The following is a 21025-nucleotide window of genomic DNA, read 5'->3' on the forward strand; positions in this document are numbered from 1 at the left end:
ACTCTACAATCATGTAGGATGGGATTCTTCGCAAGCTCAGAATGACAAAAGAGGTGTAGTAGGATTTACTGAGATTATTAAAAAAAGAAAGGTTGAACTCAGTGATGAGATTCAACCTTTCGGAAGTATAAACAGAAAGTAAAAAATTATTTGATGATGAAGTTGATAATTTTCTTTTCGTTATTGATTAGAATAACTGCGATGTATTTACCACTTTGTAAATGTGGTGGGAGGTGAACACTGTTCTCTCGGTTGGGAAGTTCTGCCTCTAATACCTTGTTTCCTAGTATAGAATATATTTCTAGCCTAGCAGGACTAAAAGTGGTTCTATCCATATCAAAAACAATATTGATTATTTTGTTTTGATTTACTGGATTTGGGAACAGTTTGACCTTGTTTGTATTATTGATCTCTATAATTTGTTTACAGGTATAGACTTTTTCTCCTTTATCCGTTGTCAGTATTAAGTGATGTTGAACTTGATTATTGTTATTGATATCACTGTACGCTCCTGCTACATAATAGTTATTTGTACTCACTAGCATATCATCTCTATACCAATTAAATGAGGTGAAGTTAAAACCTCCGTTTGTGGCTGAGTTCATATTTATGACAAAAGAATTATCTGGCTTCATTATCGCTACTTTTTCGAAAGGTACGGGTCTGATTAGTTCTATTGTGTATTCTCTAGTGAGTGTCTGTGATTCAGATTTAACTGTTACAGGAATTGTAAACGTACCTGCATAATGTAATAAGTATTCCTCTTTTATGTTGTTAGTGATAAAAGCTCCTGCACTTAATTCATTAAACTCTATTCGAGCATATTTTTCTCCACAAGGCAAGATGTATGTTATCTTATTGGTTGGGTTTTTAAACACTTGTTCATTAATAGATAATTCAACTATATCAGCTGCTTCATCATCACTTCTGATGACCAAAGTTGCTGTTATTACATAAGGCATTGGAGCATAATTACTACTTCCTTCAATGGTCGCTTTTACTTGATATTTCCCTATTTCTGTATGTGTATTGTTTTCATAAGTCACTTTTAGAGGATGGGGTAAGTTTCCTGTCAAGGTAAGTGTTTTAGGTTGACCGTCATATACAAAAGCTTGGTTAGGAAATGAAATGAATTTGTGTATATCAAGTGGCTTGATTGTAAGATTAGCTGTGCGTTTGCTAGTAATATAATTATCGCCTTCTAGTGTAACACTAGCTTTGTAAATGCCTGCGTCTGTGTGAATATTATTTTCGTAAGTGGCAGTCACTCCTTTAGGCAGTTTTCCTTTGATTAAGATCTTCTGAGGTTTACCTGTATAATCCACTATAAGTTTGCTAAATGTGATATTAGTTAGTTTAGCTTTCTCTATTGTTAATTTGGCTGTTTTAGTACCAATAAGTATTGATTTATAATAGAAAGAAGCTTTTATACTATATTCTCCTGCGTTGTCATAGTAGTTTCTGTCATATTCTACATTGACTTCATTAGGAATATTGTATGCTTCTAGTTTATGAGAGTTACCATTGTAAGTAACTGATTTGTTCTCAAATATAACGTTGTCCAGCATTGGTAGAGTTTCGCCTTCGTGGCTTATGGCTAATATTGCCGTCATTGTATAAGGCATAGGAGTGTAGTTACTACTTCCTTCTAATGTGGCTGTAACTGTATAGTGTCCAATGTCTGTATGCGTATTGTTTTGATAAGTAATACGTAGCCCTTGAGGTATATGCCCTTCTATATTTAAAGATTTTGGCTGTCCATCATACTTGAACGATTGATTCTTTAAGCTCACTAATCTAGTCAGATCTGCTGGTCGAATGATCAATAGATTTGTACGAGTACTTGTGATATAATTGTCTCCTTCTAGTTTTACGGAAGCTTTATATTCTCCTGCATCAATGTGTTTATTGTTTTGATAGGTTGCTTTTACTCCTTGAGGTAACTCTCCTTCTAGTAGGAGCTGATGTGCTGTACCTGTATAATTAACTTCTTTTTTACTGAACTTTACACTAGTGATGGGAGCTTTCTCTATAGTAAGCGTTGCTCTTTTATGTCCTAATAAAATATCTTGATAATAGAAGTCTGCAGTGATGATATAAACACCTGAATTAGTAAAGGAGTTATCACTGTATTTTACAGTTACATCCTGAGGAAGGTTTGTAGCAATAATCTTGTAGGGTTGACCACTGTAAATAGCAACTATATCTTTAAAAATTATATTATCTAATGTAGGGAGTTCTTCCTGCTCTTCAGTAATCGATAATGTAGCAGACAGAGTATAAGGTATTGGTGTATAGTTATCACTACCACTAAGTATAGCTGTTACCATATGATTGCCTATTTCTGTATGCTTGTTGTTTTGATAAGTAAGCGTCAATTCTTGTGGTACTTCACCTGTAATGACTAATGACTTTGGTTTACCGTCATAAATAAATGATTTGCTTTTTAGCTTGACTAATTGAGTGATATCAGCAGGTAATATGACTAGCTCGTTTGATCTAGTACTTGTGATATAATTGTCTCCTTCTAATTTTACAGAAGCTTTATACGTACCTGCATTCTTATGAATATTGTTTTTATAAGTAGCAGTTACGCCTAGAGGTAGTTCTCCTTCTAATAGTAGTTCGTGTTCTTTACCATCGTAGGTTACTTCTTTTTTACTAAACTTCACTCCCGTAATACGTGCTTTTCCGATAGTTAGTGTAGCAGACTTAGTTCCTAGTAGAATATCTTTAAAGTAGAAGGTAGCTACTACTTGGTAAACACCAGTATTGATGTACTCATTTTGGTTGTATTTTACAGTTACTAAGTCAGGAAGATTAGTAGCTTCAATTGAAATAATCTCACCTGTATATGTTTCTGTTTTGTGTTCAAAGATTACATTGTCTAAAGAAGGTAATTCTTCCTCTTTTTGTGTAATCGATAATGTAGCAGACAGAGAGTAAGGCATTGGCGTATAGTTGCTACTACCATCTAATGTTGCTGTTACTGTGTGATTCCCTATTGCTGTATGTGTATTATTAGTATAAGTAAGTGTTAGTTCTTGAGGTACTTCACCTGTAACAGCTAGTGACTTTGGCTTACCATCATATGTAAACGACTCACTTTTTAGCTCGACAAGTTGAGTAATATCAGCAGGTAATATGATTAGCTCGTTTGATCTGGTACTTGTGATGTAATTATCTCCTTCTAATTTTACAGAAGCTTTATAAGTACCTGCATTCTTATGAATATTGTTTTTATAAGTAACTGTTACGCCTAGAGGTAGTTCTCCTTCTAGTAGTAGTTCGTGTTCTTTACCATCATAGGTTACTTTTTTTTTACTAAACTTTACTCCTGTGATACGCGCTTTCTCAATAGTAAGTGTAGCAGACTTAGTTCCTAGTAAGATATCCTTGAAATAGAATGACGCTACTACTTGATATGTACCCGTGTTGATGTACTTATTTAGGTTGTATTTTACAGTTACTAAGTCAGGAAGATTAGTTGCTTCAATCGAGATTACTTCTCCAGTGTACGTTTCTGTTTTGTGTTCAAAAATCACTTTGTCTAAAGAAGGTAATTCTTCTTGTACTTTAGTAATTGATAAAGTCGCAGATACTCTATATGGCATTGGTGTATAATTACTACTACCACTTAGTGTGGCTGTGACAGTATGGTTACCTACTTCTGTGTGTGTATTGTTAGTATAAGTAAGTGTTAGTTCTTGTGGAACTTCACCTGATATTATAAGTGACTTTGGCTTACCATCATATATAAAGGATTTACTTTTTAGCTCGACAAGTTGAGTGATATCAGCAGGTAGTATGATGAGCTCATTTGATCTGGTACTTGTGATATAATTGTCTCCTTCTAATTTTACCGAAGCTTTATAAGTACCTGCATTCTTATGAATATTGTTTTTATAAGTTGCTGTTATACCTAGAGGTAGTTCTCCTTCTAGTAGAAGCTCGTGTTCTTTGCCATCGTAGGTTACTTCTTTCTTACTAAACTTCACTCCTGTAATACGTGCTTTCTCGATAGTCAGTGTAGCTGACTTAGTTCCTAGTAAGATATCCTTGAAATAGAATGACGCTACTACTTGATATGTACCCGTGTTGATGTACTTATTTAGGTTGTATTTTACAGTTACTAAGTCAGGAAGATTAGTTGCTTCAATCGAGATTACTTCTCCAGTGTACGTTTCTGTTTTGTGTTCAAAAATCACTTTGTCTAAAGAAGGTAATTCTTCTTGTACTTTAGTAATTGATAAAGTCGCAGATACTCTATATGGCATTGGTGTATAATTACTACTACCACTTAGTGTGGCTGTGACAGTATGGTTACCTACTTCTGTGTGTGTATTGTTAGTATAAGTAAGTGTTAGTTCTTGTGGAACTTCACCTGTAACAGCTAGTGATTTTGGCTTACCGTCATATACAAACGACTGGCTTTTTAGCTCGACTAATTGAGTGATATCAGCAGGTAGTATGATGAGCTCATTTGATCTAGTGCTTGTGATATAATTGTCTCCTTCTAATTTTACAGAAGCTTTATACGTACCTGCGTTAGTCGCTCTGTTATTTTTATAAGTAGCAGTTACGCCTAGAGGTAGTTCACCTTCTAGTAATAATTCGTGTTCTTGACCATCGTAGATTACTTCTTTCTTACTAAATTTGACTCCCGTAATACGTGCTTTCTCGATAGTCAGTGTAGTAGACTTAGTTCCTAATAAAATGCCCTTGAAGTAGAATGAAGCTATTACTTGATAAACACCAATGTTAGTATACTGGTTCTTATCATAAGAGACTCTTACGTTATTAGGAAGGTTAGTAGCTTCAATTGAGATTGTCTCTCCTGTATAGGTTTCTGTTTTGTGTTCAAAGATTACACCCTCTAAAGAAGGTAACTCTTCCTCTTTTTGTGTAATGGATAAAGTCGCAGACAGCGTATAAGGCATCGGAGTGTAGTTAGAGCTACCACTTAATGTTGCTGTTACTATGTGATTGCCTATTGCTGTATGTGTATTATTAGCATAAGTAAGTGTTAGTTCTTGAGGGACTTCGCCTGTAACAGCTAGTGACTTCGGTTTATCATCATATATAAACGACTGGCTTTTTAGCTCGACAAGTTGAGTGATATCAGCAGGAAGTATGATGAGCTCGTTTGATCTCGTACTTGTGATGTAATTGTCTCCTTCTAATTTTACCGAAGCTTTATAGATACCTGCATTAGTAGCCTTATTATTTTTATAAGTAGCGGTTACGCCTAGAGGCAATTCACCTTCTAATAGAAGTTCATGTTCTTGACCATTATAGGTTACTTCTTTCTTACTAAATTTCACTCTAGTGATACGTGCTTTTTCGATAGTCAGTGTAGCAGACTTAGTTCCTAGTAAGATGTCCTTGAAATAGAAGGAAGCTATTACTTGGTAAATACCAGCATCAGTATACTGGTTCTTATCATAAGTTACTCTTATGTTATTAGGAAGGTTCGTTGCGTCAATCGAGATGATCTCTCCTGTATATGTTTCTGTTTTATGTTCAAAGATTACACCCTCTAAAGAAGGTAATTCTACTTGTTTTTTAGTAATTGATAGCGTAGCAGATAAGGTATAAGGCATCGGAGTGTAGTTAGAACTACCACTTAATGTTACTGTTACTTTATGATTGCCTATTTCTGTATGCTTGTTGTTTTGATAAGTAAGTGTTAGTTCTTTAGGTACTTCGCCTGATATCATAAGTGACTTTGGCTTACCGTCATATATAAACGACTCGCTTTTTAGTTCCACTAATTGAGTGATATCAGCAGGAAGTATGATGAGCTCGTTTGATCTAGTGCTTGTGATGTAGTTGTCCCCTTCTAATTTTACAGACGCTTTATAAGTACCTACATTCTTATGAATATTGTTTTTATAAGTAGCAGTTACGCCTAGAGGTAACTCACCTTCTAATAGAAGTTCGTGTTCTTTGCCATTATAAGTTACTTCTTTTTTACTAAATGTTACTCCAGTGATACGTGCTTTTTCGATCGTAAGAGTTGCTAATTTTGTTCCTAGTAAGATGTCTTTGAAGTAGAAGGAAGCGACTACTTGATAAACACCAGTATTGATGTATTCATTTTGATTGTACTTTACAGTAACTAAGTTAGGAAGGTTCGTTGCTTCGATTGAAATAGCCTCTCCAGTGTACGTTTCTGTTTTGTGTTCAAAGATTATCCCCTCTAAAGAAGGTAATTCTACTTGTTTTTTAGTAATCGATAATGTAGCAGATAATGTATAAGGGATAGGTGCGTAGTTATCACTACCACTTAGTGTTGCTGTGACAGTGTAATTGCCTATTTCTATATGTGTATTATTAGTATAAGTAAGTGTTAGTTCTTGAGGTACTTCACCTGTAATTATTAGTGACTTCGACTTACCATCGTATATAAATGACTCACTTTTTAGCTCTACTAGTTGAGTGATATCAGCAGGTAGTATGATTAGCTCGTTTGATCTGGTACTTGTGATGTAATTATCTCCTTCTAATTTTACAGAAGCTTTATAAGTACCTGCATTCTTATGAATATTGTTTTTATAAGTAACTGTTACGCCTAGAGGTAGTTCTCCTTCTAATAGAAGTTCGTGCTCTTTGCCATCGTAGGTTACTTCTTTTTTACTAAACTTGACTCCTGTAATACGTGCTTTCTCGATAGTTAGTGTAGCTGACTTAGTTCCTAGTAAGATATCCTTGAAATAGAAAGAAGCTATTACTTGATATGTACCTGTGTTGATGTACTCATTTAGGTTGTATTTTACAGTAACTAGATTAGGAAGGTTAGTCGCTTCAATCGAGATTACTTCTCCTGTATATGTCTCTGTTTTGTGTTCAAAGATTACATTATTAAGGGATGGTAGCTCTTCCTCTTTTTGTGTAATCGATAATGTAGCAGATAATGTATAAGGGATAGGTGCGTAGTTATCACTACCACTTAGTGTTGCTGTGACAGTGTAATTGCCTATTTCTATATGTGTATTATTAGTATAAGTAAGTGTTAGTTCTTGAGGTACTTCACCTGTAATTATTAGTGACTTCGACTTACCATCGTATATAAATGACTCACTTTTTAGCTCTACTAGTTGAGTGATATCAGCAGGTAATATGATTAGCTCGTTTGATCTTGTACTTGTGATATAGTTGTCTCCTTCTAATTTTACCGAAGCTTTATATGTACCTGCGTTAGTTCCAGTATTGTTCTTATAAGTAGCAGTTACGCCTAAAGGCAGTTCTCCTTCTAGTAGAAGTTCGTGTTCATTACCATCATAGGTTACTTCTTTTTTACTAAGCGTTACTCCTGTGATACGTGCTTTCTCGATAGTTAGTGTAGCTGACTTAGTTCCTAGTAAGATGTCCTTGAAATAGAATGACGCTACTACTTGATATGTACCTGAGTCAATATATTGGTTCTTATCATAAGAGACTCTTACGTTATTAGGAAGGTTAGTTGCTTCGATTGAAATAGCCTCTCCAGTGTACGTTTCTGTTTTGTGTTCAAAGATCACTTTGTCTAAAGAAGGTAATTCTTCTTGCTTCTTAGTAATCGATAACGTAGTAGACAGCGTATAAGGCATCGGAGTGTAGTTAGAGCTACCACTAAATGTTGCTGTTACTATGTGATTGCCTACCTCTGTGTGTGTATTATTAGCATAAGTAAGTGTCAGTTCTTGAGGTACTTCACCTGTAACAACTAGTGACTTTGGCTTACCGTCATAGATAAATGATTGGCTTTTAAATTCCACTAATTGAGTTATATCAGCAGGTAGTATGATGAGCTCGTTTGACCTCGTACTTGTGATATAGTTATCTCCCTCTAATTTTACTGAAGCTTTATAAGTATCTGCATCTTTATGAATATTGTTTTTATAAGTAGCGGTTACTCCTAGAGGTAATTCTCCTTCTAATAGTAACTCATGTTCCTTACCATCGTAGGTTACTTCTTTCTTGCTAAACTTCACTCCTGTAATACGTGCTTTCTCGATAGTCAGTGTAGCAGATTTAGTTCCTAGTAAGATGTCCTTGAAATAGAAGGAAGCGATTACTTGATAAACACCCGTGTTGATGTACTCATTTAGGCTGTATTTTACAGTAACTAGATTAGGTAGGTTAGTCGCTTCGATTGAAATAACCTCTCCTGTATATGTTTCTGTTTTGTGTCCAAATATTACACTATCAAGAGATGGTAGCTCTTCCTGTTCTTCGGTAATCGATAACGTAGCAGATAGGGTATAAGGCATCGGTGCGTAGTTATCACTACCATTTAATGTTGCTGTTACTGTGTGGTTCCCTATTTCTGTATGTTTGTTGTTTTGATAAGTAAGTGTTAGTTCTTTAGGTACTTCACCTGATATAGCAAGTGACTTAGACTTACCGTCATATATAAACGACTCACTTTTTAGCTCCACTAGTTGAGTGATATCAGCAGGAAGTATGATGAGCTCGTTTGATCTGGTGCTTGTGATGTAGTTGTCCCCTTCTAATTTTACAGAAGCTTTATATGTACCTGCATTAGTCGCTCTGTTGTTTTTATAGGTAACAATTACTCCTTTAGGTAGTTCTCCTTCTAATAGCAGTTCGTGTTCTTTACCATCGTAGGTTACTTCTTTTTTACTAAACTTGACTCCCGTGATACGTGCTTTCTCGATAGTCAGTGTAGCTGACTTAGTTCCTAGTAAGATATTTTTAAAGTAGAATGAAGCTACTACTTGATATGTACCAGCGTCAATATATTGGTTCTTATCATAAGAAACTCTTACGTTATTAGGAAGGTTAGTCGCTTCTATAGCAATTACTTCACCAGTATACGTTTCTGTTTTGTGTTCAAAGAATACATTATCAAGGGATGGTAGTTCTACTTGTTTTTTAGTAATTGATAGTGTAGCAGATAGGGTATAAGGCATCGGCGTATAGTTAGAGCTACCACTTAATGTTGCTGTGACAGTGTAATTGCCTATTTCTGTATGTTTGTTGTTTTGATAAGTAAGCGTTAGTTCTTGAGGTATTTCACCTGTAAAAGCAAGTGACTTCGGTTTACCGTCATATATAAACGACTCACTTTTTAGTTCCACTAATTGAGTTATATCAGCAGGTAGTATGATGAGCTCGTTTGATCTGGTACTTGTGATATAATTGTCTCCTGTTAAGGTAACGGAAGCTTTATATGTACCTGCATCCTTATGAATATTGTTTTTATAAGTAACTGTTACCCCTAGAGGTAGTTCACCCTCTAATAATAGCTCGTGCTCTTTACCATCGTAGGTTACTTCTTTCTTGCTAAACTTCACTCCCGTAATACGTGCTTTTTCGATAGTTAGTGTAGCAGACTTTGTACCTAGTAAGATATCTTTAAAATAGAAAGAAGCTATTACGTGATAAATACCAGCGTCAGTATACTGGTTCTTATCATAAGAGACTCTTACGTTATTAGGAAGGTTAGTAGCTTCTATTGAGATTGTTTCTCCTGTATACGTCTCTGTTTTATGCTCAAAAATCACTTTGTCTAAAGAAGGTAATTCTTCCTCTTTCTTTGTAATTGATAAAGTTGCGGATAGGGTATAAGGCATCGGAGTGTAGTTAGAACTACCATCTAATGTCGCTGTTACTGTGTGGTTCCCTATTTCTGTATGTTTGTTGTTTTGATAACTAAGTGTTAGTTCTTGAGGGACTTCTCCTGTAACGGTTAGTGACTTCGGCTTGCCATCATATATAAACGACTGGCTTTTTAGCTCGACTAATTGAGTGATATCAGCAGGGAATATGATTAGCTCGTTTGATCTCGTACTTGTGATATAGTTGTCTCCTTCTAATTTTACTGAAGCTTTATAGATACCTGTGTTAGTTCCAGTATTGTTCTTATAAGTAGCAGTTACCCCTAGAGGTAGTTCACCTTCTAGTAATAATTCGTGTTCTTTGCCATCATAGGTTAGTTCTTTTTTACTAAACTTCACTCCCGTAATACGTGCTTTTTCGATAGTTAGTGTAGCAGACTTTGTACCTAGTAAGATATCTTTAAAATAGAAAGAAGCTATTACGTGATAAATACCAGCGTCAGTATACTGGTTCTTATCATAAGAGACTCTTACGTTATTAGGAAGGTTCGTTGCTTCGATTGAAATAGCCTCTCCAGTGTACGTTTCTGTTTTGTGTTCAAATATTACATTATTAAGGGAAGGTAATTCTTCTTGCTTCTTAGTAATGGACAAAGTAGCAGACAGGGTATAAGGCATCGGTGTATAGTTATCACTATCATCTAATGTTGCTGTTACTGTGTGATTACCTATTGCTGTATGTGTGTTATTAGTATAAGTAAGTGTTAGTTCTTGAGGTATTTCACCTGTAATAGCTAGTGACTTCGGTTTACCGTCATATATAAACGACTCACTTTTTAGCTCTACTAGTTGAGTGATATCAGCAGGTAATATGATTAGCTCGTTTGATCTCGTACTTGAGATATAGTTGTCTCCTGTTAAGGTAACGGAAGCTTTATAAGTACCTGCATTCTTATGAATATTGTTTTTATAAGTAACTGTTACGCCTAAAGGCAATTCCCCTTCTAGTAATAGTTCGTGCTCTTTGCCATCGTAGGTTACTTCTTTTTTACTAAACTTGACTCCAATGATACGTGCTTTCTCGATAGTTAGTGTTGCAGATTTAGTTCCTAATAAGATGTCTTTATAGTAGAATGAAGCGACTACTTGATAAACACCAGTATTGATGTACTCATTTTGGTTATATTTTACAGTAACTAAGTTTGGAAGGTTCGTTGCGTCAATCGAGATGACCTCTCCTGTATATGTTTCTGTTTTATGTTCAAAGATTACACTATCAAGAGATGGTAATTCTTCTTGTGCTTTAGTAATTGATAAAGTTGCAGATACTCTATATGGCATTGGTGTGTAGTTATCACTACCAGTAATAGTAGCTTCTATTTGATGGTTTCCTATAGCATTCTGTCCATTATTTTTATAGGATACTTTTAGTTCTTTAGGTAAAGGAGAGGTAATTTTTAAGAACCTAACAATCCCATCATATTTAAAAGTTTGACTTTTAAATTCAATAATTTGAGTTAAGTCAATTGGCGTTATTGTTAAAGTGTTTGTTCTAGTACTTGTAATATAATTTTCTCCTGTAAGTTTTACTGTTGCTTTGTAAGTACCAGCATTAGTGTGTTTGTTATTAGAGTAAATAGCAGTCACTCCATTAGGTAAATCTCCTTTTAGTAATAGAGTATGAGGTTCTCCATTATATAAAACAGATGTTTTATTAAAGGTAACTCCTGTAATTCTAGCCTTTTCGATTGTAAGAAAAGCTGTTTTGGTACCAAGGAGAATGTTTTTAAAATAGAAAGAAGCCTTTATTTGATAATGACCAACTTCTCGATAGTCATTTTTACTGTATTTTACAATAACATTATCAGGTAGATTATTAGCTAATATAGATATAGTTGATCCAGTGTATGGAGTGGTAAGGTTTTCAAAAGTAATATTTTCTATACCAGGAAGCTCTTCTGATACTTCCTCTTTAGTAATTGTTATAGTAGCTTTTAGTTCTAGAGGAATTGGTGTGTAATTTTTACTACCTGTTATTGTAGCAGTCACTAAGTGGGAGCCTATTTCTGATTGATTATTACCTTTATAAGATATATAAAGACCAGAAGGTAGTTTTTGATTTAGGAAAATAGACTTTGATTGTCCATCATAAACAAACATCTGACTAGTTAAGGTATATTTACTCGATATATCTATTGGGAGTATAGTAAGGGTGTTAGAACGAGTACTAGTAATGTGATTTTTTCTTGCTAGTCGAACGCTCATTTTATACACTCCTGCATTGGTATGAGAGTTATTTTGATAAGTAGCAGTGACTCCTTCAGGTAATTCTCCACTTATTTCAAGAGAATGTTTAGAACCATCATATACAACTTCTTTTTTTCGTAAAGTAACACCTGTAATTCTAGCTTTGTCAATATTAAGCCTAGCGGATTTTGTTGAAATTAAAATATTGTTTTCATTGTAAAAGTAAGCTTTTACAATATATGAACCAGCATTAACGAAGCCATTTTTATCATACTTCACCGTTACATTATGAGGAACATTAGTTGGTTCATGATAAAATGTCTCTCCTGTATAGGTTACAGTTTTTTCTTTAAAAACGAAGTTATAATATTTGTAGTTAGAGTTATTTGTTTGGGAGATATGGGAGGAGGAATTATCAGATTTCGAATAGATATTACTATAAGAACGTTGTGAAAAAACACATAATAGAGCACACAACAAGGGGAATAATTTTTTAACCATAGTAAACATGTATTAACTTAAATTATTATATAAAATATAGTATATCAGATGGATATATATAAATATACAGTCAGTGCCTACATGTTTAAAAGTTAATATATTAAGTTGTTGTTACGTCAAGGTTATCAGGAGGTAAATATTTGTTTGATTAATTGTATTAGAAGGTACTTTGTTTGTTTCTATTAATATTTAGTTTTTACGTGAAAGAGAATTATAAGATATAAGAGGTGATTTAAAGCAAAAAAGCGATGGAGATCTCCATCGCTTTTTTTTATTTCTTGGTAATTTCATTTTGTGTTTGTACTTCTTTAGCTTTCACTACTTCTTTAGCCTTTGTCCATTTGGAAGGATCTTCTTTTAAGTCTAGGTAGTATTCATAGAGCATCTTAGTTAGTTCTACTTCTACGCGCTTACCTACGAAGTGTTTATTGGTACTGAAGTATCCATATGTAATCCCGTCTTTCTTTACGATAGGAGGTTTATCTGCATGTATATTCCAGGGAGAGTAGCTACTGGTCTGGTCTCCATAGATACCATATTTATTCCAGATTGACTTTTGGCTGTATAAGTTCCCATACGTTCCATAGGTATTCCATATAGAGTTAGCCTCTTTGGCATCACAGCTTAGGCAACCTAGATATTCTTCTTTACCATCATTGGTATATAACTCAAGCTTTTGGGCATAGGTGCCAACACTTAGTAGAATAAGAAATAGTATATAATGGAATTGTCTTTTCATGTGTTCTTTTGTTTGTCGGCAAATTACAAAAAATTTCAAAATAAGAAATGTCAAATTTTAGCAATATTCTTAAAAATGCTGTAAACTGTAATATTATTTTGATGAACGGCTTTTATGTTGTGTTTTTTACACTTTATACACAGGATTAGAAGGGATGTTGTTATTCGATTTTTAAGGTAATAAAAAGGAATTGTTGCTTAAATGAAGTGGTTTTTGGAAGGGATTTAGAACTGTTTTATTAGGTGAAAAAAGAGAGGTTTTGTATATTGTAAGCTTTGTTTTGTATTAAAAAACTTCTTAATCATGCTTTTCAAATTATTTTATCTCTTTACTAAAATAGGACTTTTTACCATTGGTGGGGGGTATGCTGTGATTCCATTAATCGAAAAAGAAATAGTTTCTCGCGATTGGTTAACTCAGGACGAGTTTTATGAACTTCTAGCTATAACTGAGTCTCTTCCTGGTGTGTTTGCTACCAATATAGCCGCCTTAGTGGGGTTTAAGATTAACGGGGTAAAAGGGGGAGTAGTCGCAGCACTAGGCACTATATTAGCTCCCTTTACTATTATACTTCTCATAGCAGTTTTTTTTAGTCGATTTCAAGAAAATGTTTATGTGATAAAGGCGTTTAAAGCCCTCAGACCTGTAGTAGTAGCTCTCATCGCGGCACCGTGTTATACTGCTATTAAGGCTAATAATATGACAGCAAAGACGTTGATATTTCCCTTAGTAGCTCTAGGCATGATGTGGGGATTAGGTGTGTCTCCAATTTGGATTGTAATAGGGGGATGTGTAGGAGGAATTGTATATCATAGTATAAGAGAAAAAAGTAAAGCATAAGATATGATATTTTTAAAATTGTTTTGGGTATTCATAAAAATCGGTACTTTTGGGTTTGGTGGAGGATATGCTATGCTGTCTCTTATTCAAGAAGAAGTTGTAGAGAAGAATCAGTGGATCAGTAGAGGAGAGTTTACAGACCTTATAGCAGTTTCTCAGATGACACCTGGTCCTATAGGGATTAATTCGGCTACTTATGTTGGTTATAGTGCATTACATGGTGCGGGATATTCTCCTATGGTAGCTATACTCGGGTCTGTCATTGCTACTATTGCCCTTTGTCTACCTTCTTTTATGATGATTTGTTTGATTTCATATTTCTATTTAAAGTTTCGATCTAATAAGTATTTTTCATATGCCTTAATGGGGATTAAGCCATTGAGTATAGCTTTGATTGCCCTAGCAGCTGTATCACTAATAGATCGAGAGAGCTTCTCTGATTATTACAGTATAGGCTTGTTTATTCTGGCTCTTATCTGTTCTATCAGGTTTAAGATACATCCTATCCTTATTCTTTTTGTTACAGCTGTCGTAGGGATATTGATTTATTGAGATTTTAGATAACGGAATAAATATATATGGTTATACTCCTTAAAAATTGCTGATTTTATAAACAGAAAAAGAATAAACTCTATTTCTTATGACTGCAGTCATAAAATGCGTAGTAGGTAAGCTTCTATATTTGGCTGTAACATTATAAAACAACGAAGACATGTTAACAGGTGAGCAAAAACAATTAATCTTGGCAACAGTACCTTTGCTAAGAGAGAAGGGATTAGAACTAACAAAACATTTTTACTTGAGAATGTTCGAATATCACCCAGAATTAAAGAATGTATTTAATATGGGGAATCAACGTGCTGGCAAACAACAGATGGCTTTAGCGATGGCAGTACTTGGCTATGCAGAAAATATTTCACAGCCAGAGCGATTAATGCCTGTAGTTGATCTAATAGGGCATAAGCACGCCAGCTTATCAATACAGCCAGAACAGTATGAAATAGTAGGAACTCATCTACTAGCGTCTATAAAAGAGGTACTAGGTGAAGCAGCGACAGAAGATATCGTACAAGCCTGGGCAGTGGCTTATCAACAATTAGCAGATATCATGATAGGACACGAACATAAGATTTATCAAGCTAAGGAGAATGAAGCGAATAACTGGATAGGGTGGAAAGCATTCACTGTGAAGAGTAAGGTAGTAGAGTCTGGAGAGATTACTTCCTTTTATTTGGTACCAGCAGATGGGAGTGCTGTTGTACAGCATCAACCAGGACAATATATCAGTATTAAAGTCTTTTTAGAACGAATAGGCCTAGAGCAGATCAGACAATATTCTATATCATGTGCTCCTAATAACGAGTACTATAGAATATCTATCAAACGCGAACTAGGAAAAGAGATCGATATGAATGGTATGATTAGTAATCATCTGCATGACCATATTAATGAAGGAGATACTGTAGAAATTAGTTCTCCGTCAGGAAACTTTGTGCTAAAGGAGAACCAGAGAGATAAAGTGTTTATCAGTGGAGGAATAGGGCAGACGCCTTTATTATCAATGCTAGAGGCATTAGAATTAAGTGGAGTGGTAAATCACAATATTGTGTGGATTCACGGGTGTAGAAATCAAGAGGTACAGGCATTTAGAAATAAACTAAGCTATATTACGAATAACTGTTCTCAGGTGAAGCCAATCTTCTTTTATGACAGTCTAGATCAGGTGGCTGAAGATATAGAAACTTATCAAGGAGTTGTTGATTTATCTACGATTAAGGGATATGAGTTTACGAATGAAGCAGATTACTATTTATGTGGACCACATCCTTTCTTAGAGAAGCAACTTCGTGATTTAAAAGCTCTAAATATCAGTGCAGATCAGATCTTCTATGAAGAGTTTACACCAGCATCTGTTTAACTCGAAATAGTTAATTGACAATATTGGATGTAAGTCTATATTTTTTTTAAGCGAAAATACTAAGTGTATTTTCGCTTTTTTTTAGCGTTTGCATCTATAGTTTATTAGTAGCTTTGGATATCAATATAAGTATATAAGGTAGATATTTAAAAGGCAATATGATTACGATAGAATTGTTAACGCAATATGGAGCTGAAATAAGAGAAGTGAAGAAGAATGAAATTATCTTTCAAGAAGGGAATTACCCTAGTCATTATTATCAAGTTGTGTCAGGCAAGGTAAAGATGAATAACTTTAGTGCTGATGGGAGAGAGTTTATACAGAATATTTTTACATCTGGACAGAGCTTCGGAGAGCCACCTCTATTTATAGAAGAGCGTTATCCTGCCAATGCAATAGCCGTGAGCAATGCGAAGATTATTCAATTGCCCAAAGGTGATTTTTATGAAATGATGAGACAAAATAATGAGGTGTCTTTAGCTATGAATAAGAGCCTGTCTAGACGCTTATACTATAAGTCTATTATGGCACCTGATATCGCTTCACAAGACCCTGATAATCGTATTATGACCCTGCTAAACTATCTAAAGTCTCATCAACAAGCTGTGGAAGAAACTTCTCGTCCACTGACCATTGATCTGACTAGACAACAAATTGCAGATTTGACCGGGTTGAGAGTAGAAACAGTTATTCGTACTTTAAAAAGATTAGAGAGTGATAGCAAAGTACAAATTATCAATAGTAAAGTCGTAATTTAATCAAGAACAATACAGAGGTCTTAGATACACCTGTTATTTATCCTAATAAACAAGATAATGAACTAATCGAAGAGTTGTCTCTACTTATCAGAAAACAGTATAGTCTACCTAAGACTTATTTGTTAGAACAGATGCTACAGTACCTTATTTATTCCTTGATTACAGTAGTGTCAAAGTCGTATTATTCTATGACTTTAAAAGAAAACTTACAGAAGAATAGAGTTAATGATATTATGGATTGTTTCTTTGAACTTCTCGATGAATATGGAGTGGTAGAACGCAATGTTTCTTTTTATGCCACACATCTACACTTAACACTACAGCATCTAAGTTCACTAATCAAGAAGAGAACGGGTGAGTCAGTTAAGTCATGGATAGGTTTTGCAGTTATAAACAAAGCTAAAGAGTATTTAAACACCACTTTTCTGTCTGTTAAACACGTGATCAGCTAGAGTTTGCAGATGCATCCTTGTTCTGTAGGTATTTTACGCGCTATATTGGACAGATACCTAATGAGTATAGAAAGAGTTGAGGTTAACGAACTTTGTTTCTATAACAAGACTATTCCTGTTATCTATGCTTGACTTTTGACTTTTTGAGGTACTCAATAAGCTTATTGAATCAGCTTTTTAGTTGACTCAGTAGCTTTTAGTATATAGAATAATAGAAACTTTATACTTTCGTTGCATAATGAGCGTTATTGGAGAAAGGAGGCTTAGAGAGGACTATATCTCTATTGGCTCATTCTTAGTTAATTATCGAAAGTACAATATTCATGAAAATAAAATCATTTATAGTAGACGCATTTACAACAGAACTTTTTAAAGGAAACCAAGCTGGAGTATGTTTATTAGAACAACCTATTTCTGAGGAAAAAATGATCCTTATCGCTAAAGAATTTGGTTTTTCAGAGACGGCATTCGTGATGCCTATTGAAGATAATAAATATAGTATTCGTTACTTCTCTCCTAAGATGGAGATTCCACTGTGTGGACACGCTACTATGGCTTCTGCCAAAGCACTTTTTAGTGGAGAAGAGCAGTTACATAAGATTATATTTAATACACACTCAGGCTATACAGTAGAAGTGCGCAAGCAAGGAGTGAATATAGAAATGTCTTTTCCGCTTCTAGAGGTAGAGAACACGACTTTATCAAAAGAGATAGTGGATGCACTAGGTATAAAAGAGGTGTTGAGCTGTGGATATAATAAAGAACATAATATCGTCATGGTAGAGATACAAGATGGTGTAGAACTAGCAGCCTTGTCTCCTGATTTTAATAGATTAAGAAATATTGATACTGGGATTAATGGAGTGGTAGTCACTGCGAGCTCTTGTATAGAGGGATATGATTATGAGTATAGATATTTTTGGCCTTGGTCAGGTACAGATGAAGATCCAGTGACTGGGGCTGTTCAGAGTTTTTTAGCACCGTATTGGTACATCAGATTAGACAAAAAGGTACTGAAAGCATTTCAGTGTTCTGAAAGAACTGGTAGTATGGAAGTAGAGTTGACAGAGGATAAAGTGATTATTAAGAGTTGTGCTGTTATCTTTAGTGAAGGAATAATTACAATATAGAAGACTATATATATGCGAATTACATTAAGAGAAGTAACAGCAGATAACTACTATGAAGTAGGTCTGCTAACGACTAATCAAGATGGTAAACCTACTTTTGATGAGGAGTATATCTGTGGCAATGCAGTATCTATAGCAGAGTCTAAGTTTTATCCTAATTTAGAGCCACAGGCTATTTATAGCGATGAAGAATTAATCGGTTTTATTATGTCAGGACCTTATGATCGTGACCAAGACAATTATTGGATTATGCGATTTATGATTGATTACCAACATCAAGGTAAGGGATATGGGAAGAAAGCGTTTGGAGCCTTTTTAGAACAAATGCGACTTAGAGAGGATATACAAAAGCTTTATCTCGGATTAGATGAGAGTAATCTGAGAGCGATCCAACTGTATACCTCTTGTGGCTTTGTGAATACAGGTGTAGTAAAAGATGGCGAACAGGTTTATGTACTTCATTTATCACAATAATCACTGTTCTCTATAACCATCCATAATAGAGCGAAATAGTTCTCCATTAGATGGAGGAGTAAGAATGATAGCATTTACCTTTTTTTGTGCTATATTTTGAAGTGATTCATTTGTTTTACCTCCAGTAGAGATTACAGCTATATTAGGGTAGTTTGTTTTAATATAATCTACTATTTTTAGAGTATCTGCTCCACCTGTCACATTAAAACAGCTTACCCCTGCTTCTATACGTGATTTAAAATCAAAATTAAGGGTTGATACGCTAGATATAATAGGAATATTGATATGCTTCTTTACTTCAGCGATATCTTCATTTTTAAACGGTTGATTGACTATGACTGCAGCGGCGCCTAAAGCTTCTGCTTTTTTAGCCATGGTAATGGCAAAGTCCCCTTGGGTAATACCTCCACCTATTCCACAAATAACAGGTTTCTTAGAAAACTCAATTAAGGTTTTAATAATATTCTGTGAGGGAGCAAATGGGTACACTGCAAGAATAGCATCTGCATCGTTATTTTCTATTAAGGCAATATCTGTTGAAAATAGAATAGACTTGACTTTCAGGTTGTTTAATACTAATCCTTTACACGACTCTATAAGGTGTAGGGGAGTAGGGAGTTTGACATGTGGACAAGGTCTTTTTTTCCAGAACATAAGGAAATCCAGTAGGCTTCTTTTGCGCCGATTATTCACCCAAATAGAACTTATATTATTTGTAGTAGTCATCACTATAGATTTAGAATTAACAAGACAAAGATTTGTTTTTATCCCTTTAGAAGAAGGTGGAGTGTAATTAAACTTTGAAGAATTGTAATCAAATCAGGTTTTTATGTAAGGAAGTAGGTAAGGTAAAGTGTTATAATGTCTAAATATTGATCTTTAGGCTAGGTAGATGAAGTAAATAGTAGTTGTTAGATGATTCTGTGTAGTTAATATTTCACACAAGTATTGTTTTGTATAAGAGTGAATGGGTAAAGAGATGAATCAGTATTTAGTCCGTTGTTTTGTTTAGAATAACGGACTCACTACGGACTCATAACGGACACAGTACGGACTCACCCCAAATCAATCTAGTTCAAAAATCTATAGAAACCAAGAGATAGATTATAGGGAGTATTTGTAAAAACTGGACTAGGTAGGTGTGTTATTATCAATATACATTTGTATCACAGAATAAGGCTTAGAATAGCAATTGAAATGATAGAATTTTAATTGGATTGGAGCTGCAAGAGGATAAACAATGAGTGCTATACAAATGGTTGACTTACAACGTCAATATGAAAAAATAAAGGAAGAAATAGATAAGGGAATTGAGCAAGTGATTAGAACGAGTACCTTTATCAATGGACCAGCTGTGAAGGAGTTTACAGATAATCTAGCAACCTATACAGGTGTGAAGCATGTGATCCCGTGTGCTAATGGTACAGATGCATTACAGATCGCCTTGATGGCATTAGGCTTGAAGCCAGGTGATGAAGTGATAACTCCATCCTTTACTTTTGTTGCAACGGTAGAAGTAGTTGCTCTATTAGGATTAACACCAGTATTCGTAGATGTAGATAAAGATACATTTACTATTAATAAAGAGAGCCTGGAGGCAGCGATAACTGAGAGAACGAAAGCTATTATACCTGTTCATCTGTATGGTCAATGTTCTAATATGGGAGAGATTATGCCAATAGCAGATAAGTATAATCTTGCAGTGATAGAGGATAACGCTCAGAGTATAGGAGGAAGTTATAAACAAGGAAGTACTTCTTATAAAACAGGAACAATGGGAACAATCAGTTGTATTTCTTTTTTTCCTTCTAAGAACTTAGGTGCTTATGGCGATGGTGGAGTGATTATGACTAATGATGATTCATTAGCTCATACTATGCGTAAGATTTGTAATCATGGTTCGGAGAGACGTTATTATCATGAAATAGTAGGAGTGAATAGTCGTTTAGACTCTATTCAAGCAGCAGTTTTAAATGTGAAATTAAAATATTTGGATGACTACTGCAATAAAAGGAGAGAAGCAGCTGCTTATTATAACCAAACTTTTAAGGCTAGTTCTAATATCATTACTCCTTATGTACCAGATTATAGTCACCATGTTTTTCATCAATATACGATGATTCTAGAAGGGGTGAATAGAGATGAGGTACATGAAGAACTAGCAAAGTTAGGCATTCCTAGTATGATATATTATCCTGTGCCTTGTCATGAACAAGAGATGTTTAAAACATTAAAAGATAGAGAATATAATTTACCTAATACAATGTATTTGACTTCTAGGGTATTGTCATTACCTATACATACGGAGTTGACTGAGGAAGAATTGATTTTCATAACAGAAGGAGTATTAAGTGTAATTGAAAAACTGAAGAAAAGATAAGATATATTGATAGTATTAAA

11 protein-coding genes are annotated in these 21025 nt (G+C 34.6%); 8 read left to right on the forward strand and 3 right to left on the reverse strand.

Going from position 1 to position 21025, the window contains the following annotated elements:
• Nucleotides 1-146: 146 nt before the first annotated feature.
• A complete protein-coding gene (locus RT228_RS04145) occupies nucleotides 147-12314 on the reverse strand; it encodes a T9SS type A sorting domain-containing protein (protein ID WP_313138475.1) in 12168 nt (4055 codons plus the stop codon).
• A gap of 271 nt (nucleotides 12315-12585) precedes the next feature.
• Nucleotides 12586-13053: a hypothetical protein gene (locus tag RT228_RS04150; RefSeq protein ID WP_071307301.1), complete on the reverse strand. Its 468-nt coding sequence runs from the start codon at nucleotides 13051-13053 to the stop codon at nucleotides 12586-12588.
• Between the two features lie 303 nt (nucleotides 13054-13356).
• Here RT228_RS04150 and RT228_RS04155 point away from each other — a divergent pair, with 303 nt between their 5' ends.
• The 7 genes from RT228_RS04155 to RT228_RS04185 all read left to right on the forward strand — a co-directional run bounded on the left by RT228_RS04155 (nucleotide 13357) and on the right by RT228_RS04185 (nucleotide 18625).
• Nucleotides 13357-13893: a chromate transporter gene (locus RT228_RS04155; RefSeq protein ID WP_006263287.1), complete on the forward strand. Its 537-nt coding sequence runs from the start codon at nucleotides 13357-13359 to the stop codon at nucleotides 13891-13893.
• Nucleotides 13894-13896: 3 nt separating this feature from the next.
• The gene (locus RT228_RS04160; protein WP_006259263.1) at nucleotides 13897-14445 is read left to right on the forward strand and encodes a chromate transporter; all 549 of its coding nucleotides are present in this window, start codon (nucleotides 13897-13899) and stop codon (nucleotides 14443-14445) included.
• A gap of 160 nt (nucleotides 14446-14605) precedes the next feature.
• Entirely contained in the window at nucleotides 14606-15811 is a 1206-nt protein-coding gene (gene hmpA / locus RT228_RS04165; protein WP_006259258.1) for an NO-inducible flavohemoprotein, read from the forward strand.
• A 158-nt stretch (nucleotides 15812-15969) separates the two neighbouring features.
• Nucleotides 15970-16569 (forward strand): Crp/Fnr family transcriptional regulator, encoded by a 600-nt coding sequence (locus tag RT228_RS04170; RefSeq protein WP_006259257.1) that lies wholly within the window; start codon nucleotides 15970-15972, stop codon nucleotides 16567-16569.
• Nucleotides 16570-16757: 188 nt separating this feature from the next.
• Nucleotides 16758-17021: a helix-turn-helix domain-containing protein gene (locus RT228_RS04175; protein ID WP_006259256.1), complete on the forward strand. Its 264-nt coding sequence runs from the start codon at nucleotides 16758-16760 to the stop codon at nucleotides 17019-17021.
• A 323-nt stretch (nucleotides 17022-17344) separates the two neighbouring features.
• Complete coding sequence (locus RT228_RS04180) at nucleotides 17345-18151, forward strand: PhzF family phenazine biosynthesis protein (protein WP_006259255.1); 807 nt, start codon at nucleotides 17345-17347, stop codon at nucleotides 18149-18151.
• 12 nt (nucleotides 18152-18163) lie between these two features.
• Entirely contained in the window at nucleotides 18164-18625 is a 462-nt protein-coding gene (locus RT228_RS04185; protein ID WP_006259254.1) for a GNAT family N-acetyltransferase, read from the forward strand.
• Here RT228_RS04185 and RT228_RS04190 read toward each other — a convergent pair whose 3' ends face one another.
• Entirely contained in the window at nucleotides 18626-19279 is a 654-nt protein-coding gene (locus RT228_RS04190; RefSeq protein ID WP_230486145.1) for a hypothetical protein, read from the reverse strand. It lies immediately after the preceding gene.
• A gap of 601 nt (nucleotides 19280-19880) precedes the next feature.
• Here RT228_RS04190 and RT228_RS04195 point away from each other — a divergent pair.
• A complete protein-coding gene (locus RT228_RS04195) occupies nucleotides 19881-21005 on the forward strand; it encodes a DegT/DnrJ/EryC1/StrS family aminotransferase (RefSeq protein WP_006259252.1) in 1125 nt (374 codons plus the stop codon).
• The last annotated feature ends 20 nt before the right edge of the window (nucleotides 21006-21025 follow it).

It is taken from the genome of Myroides sp., from assembly GCF_032073645.1.
GTDB lineage: Bacteria > Bacteroidota > Bacteroidia > Flavobacteriales > Flavobacteriaceae > Flavobacterium > Flavobacterium odoratimimum.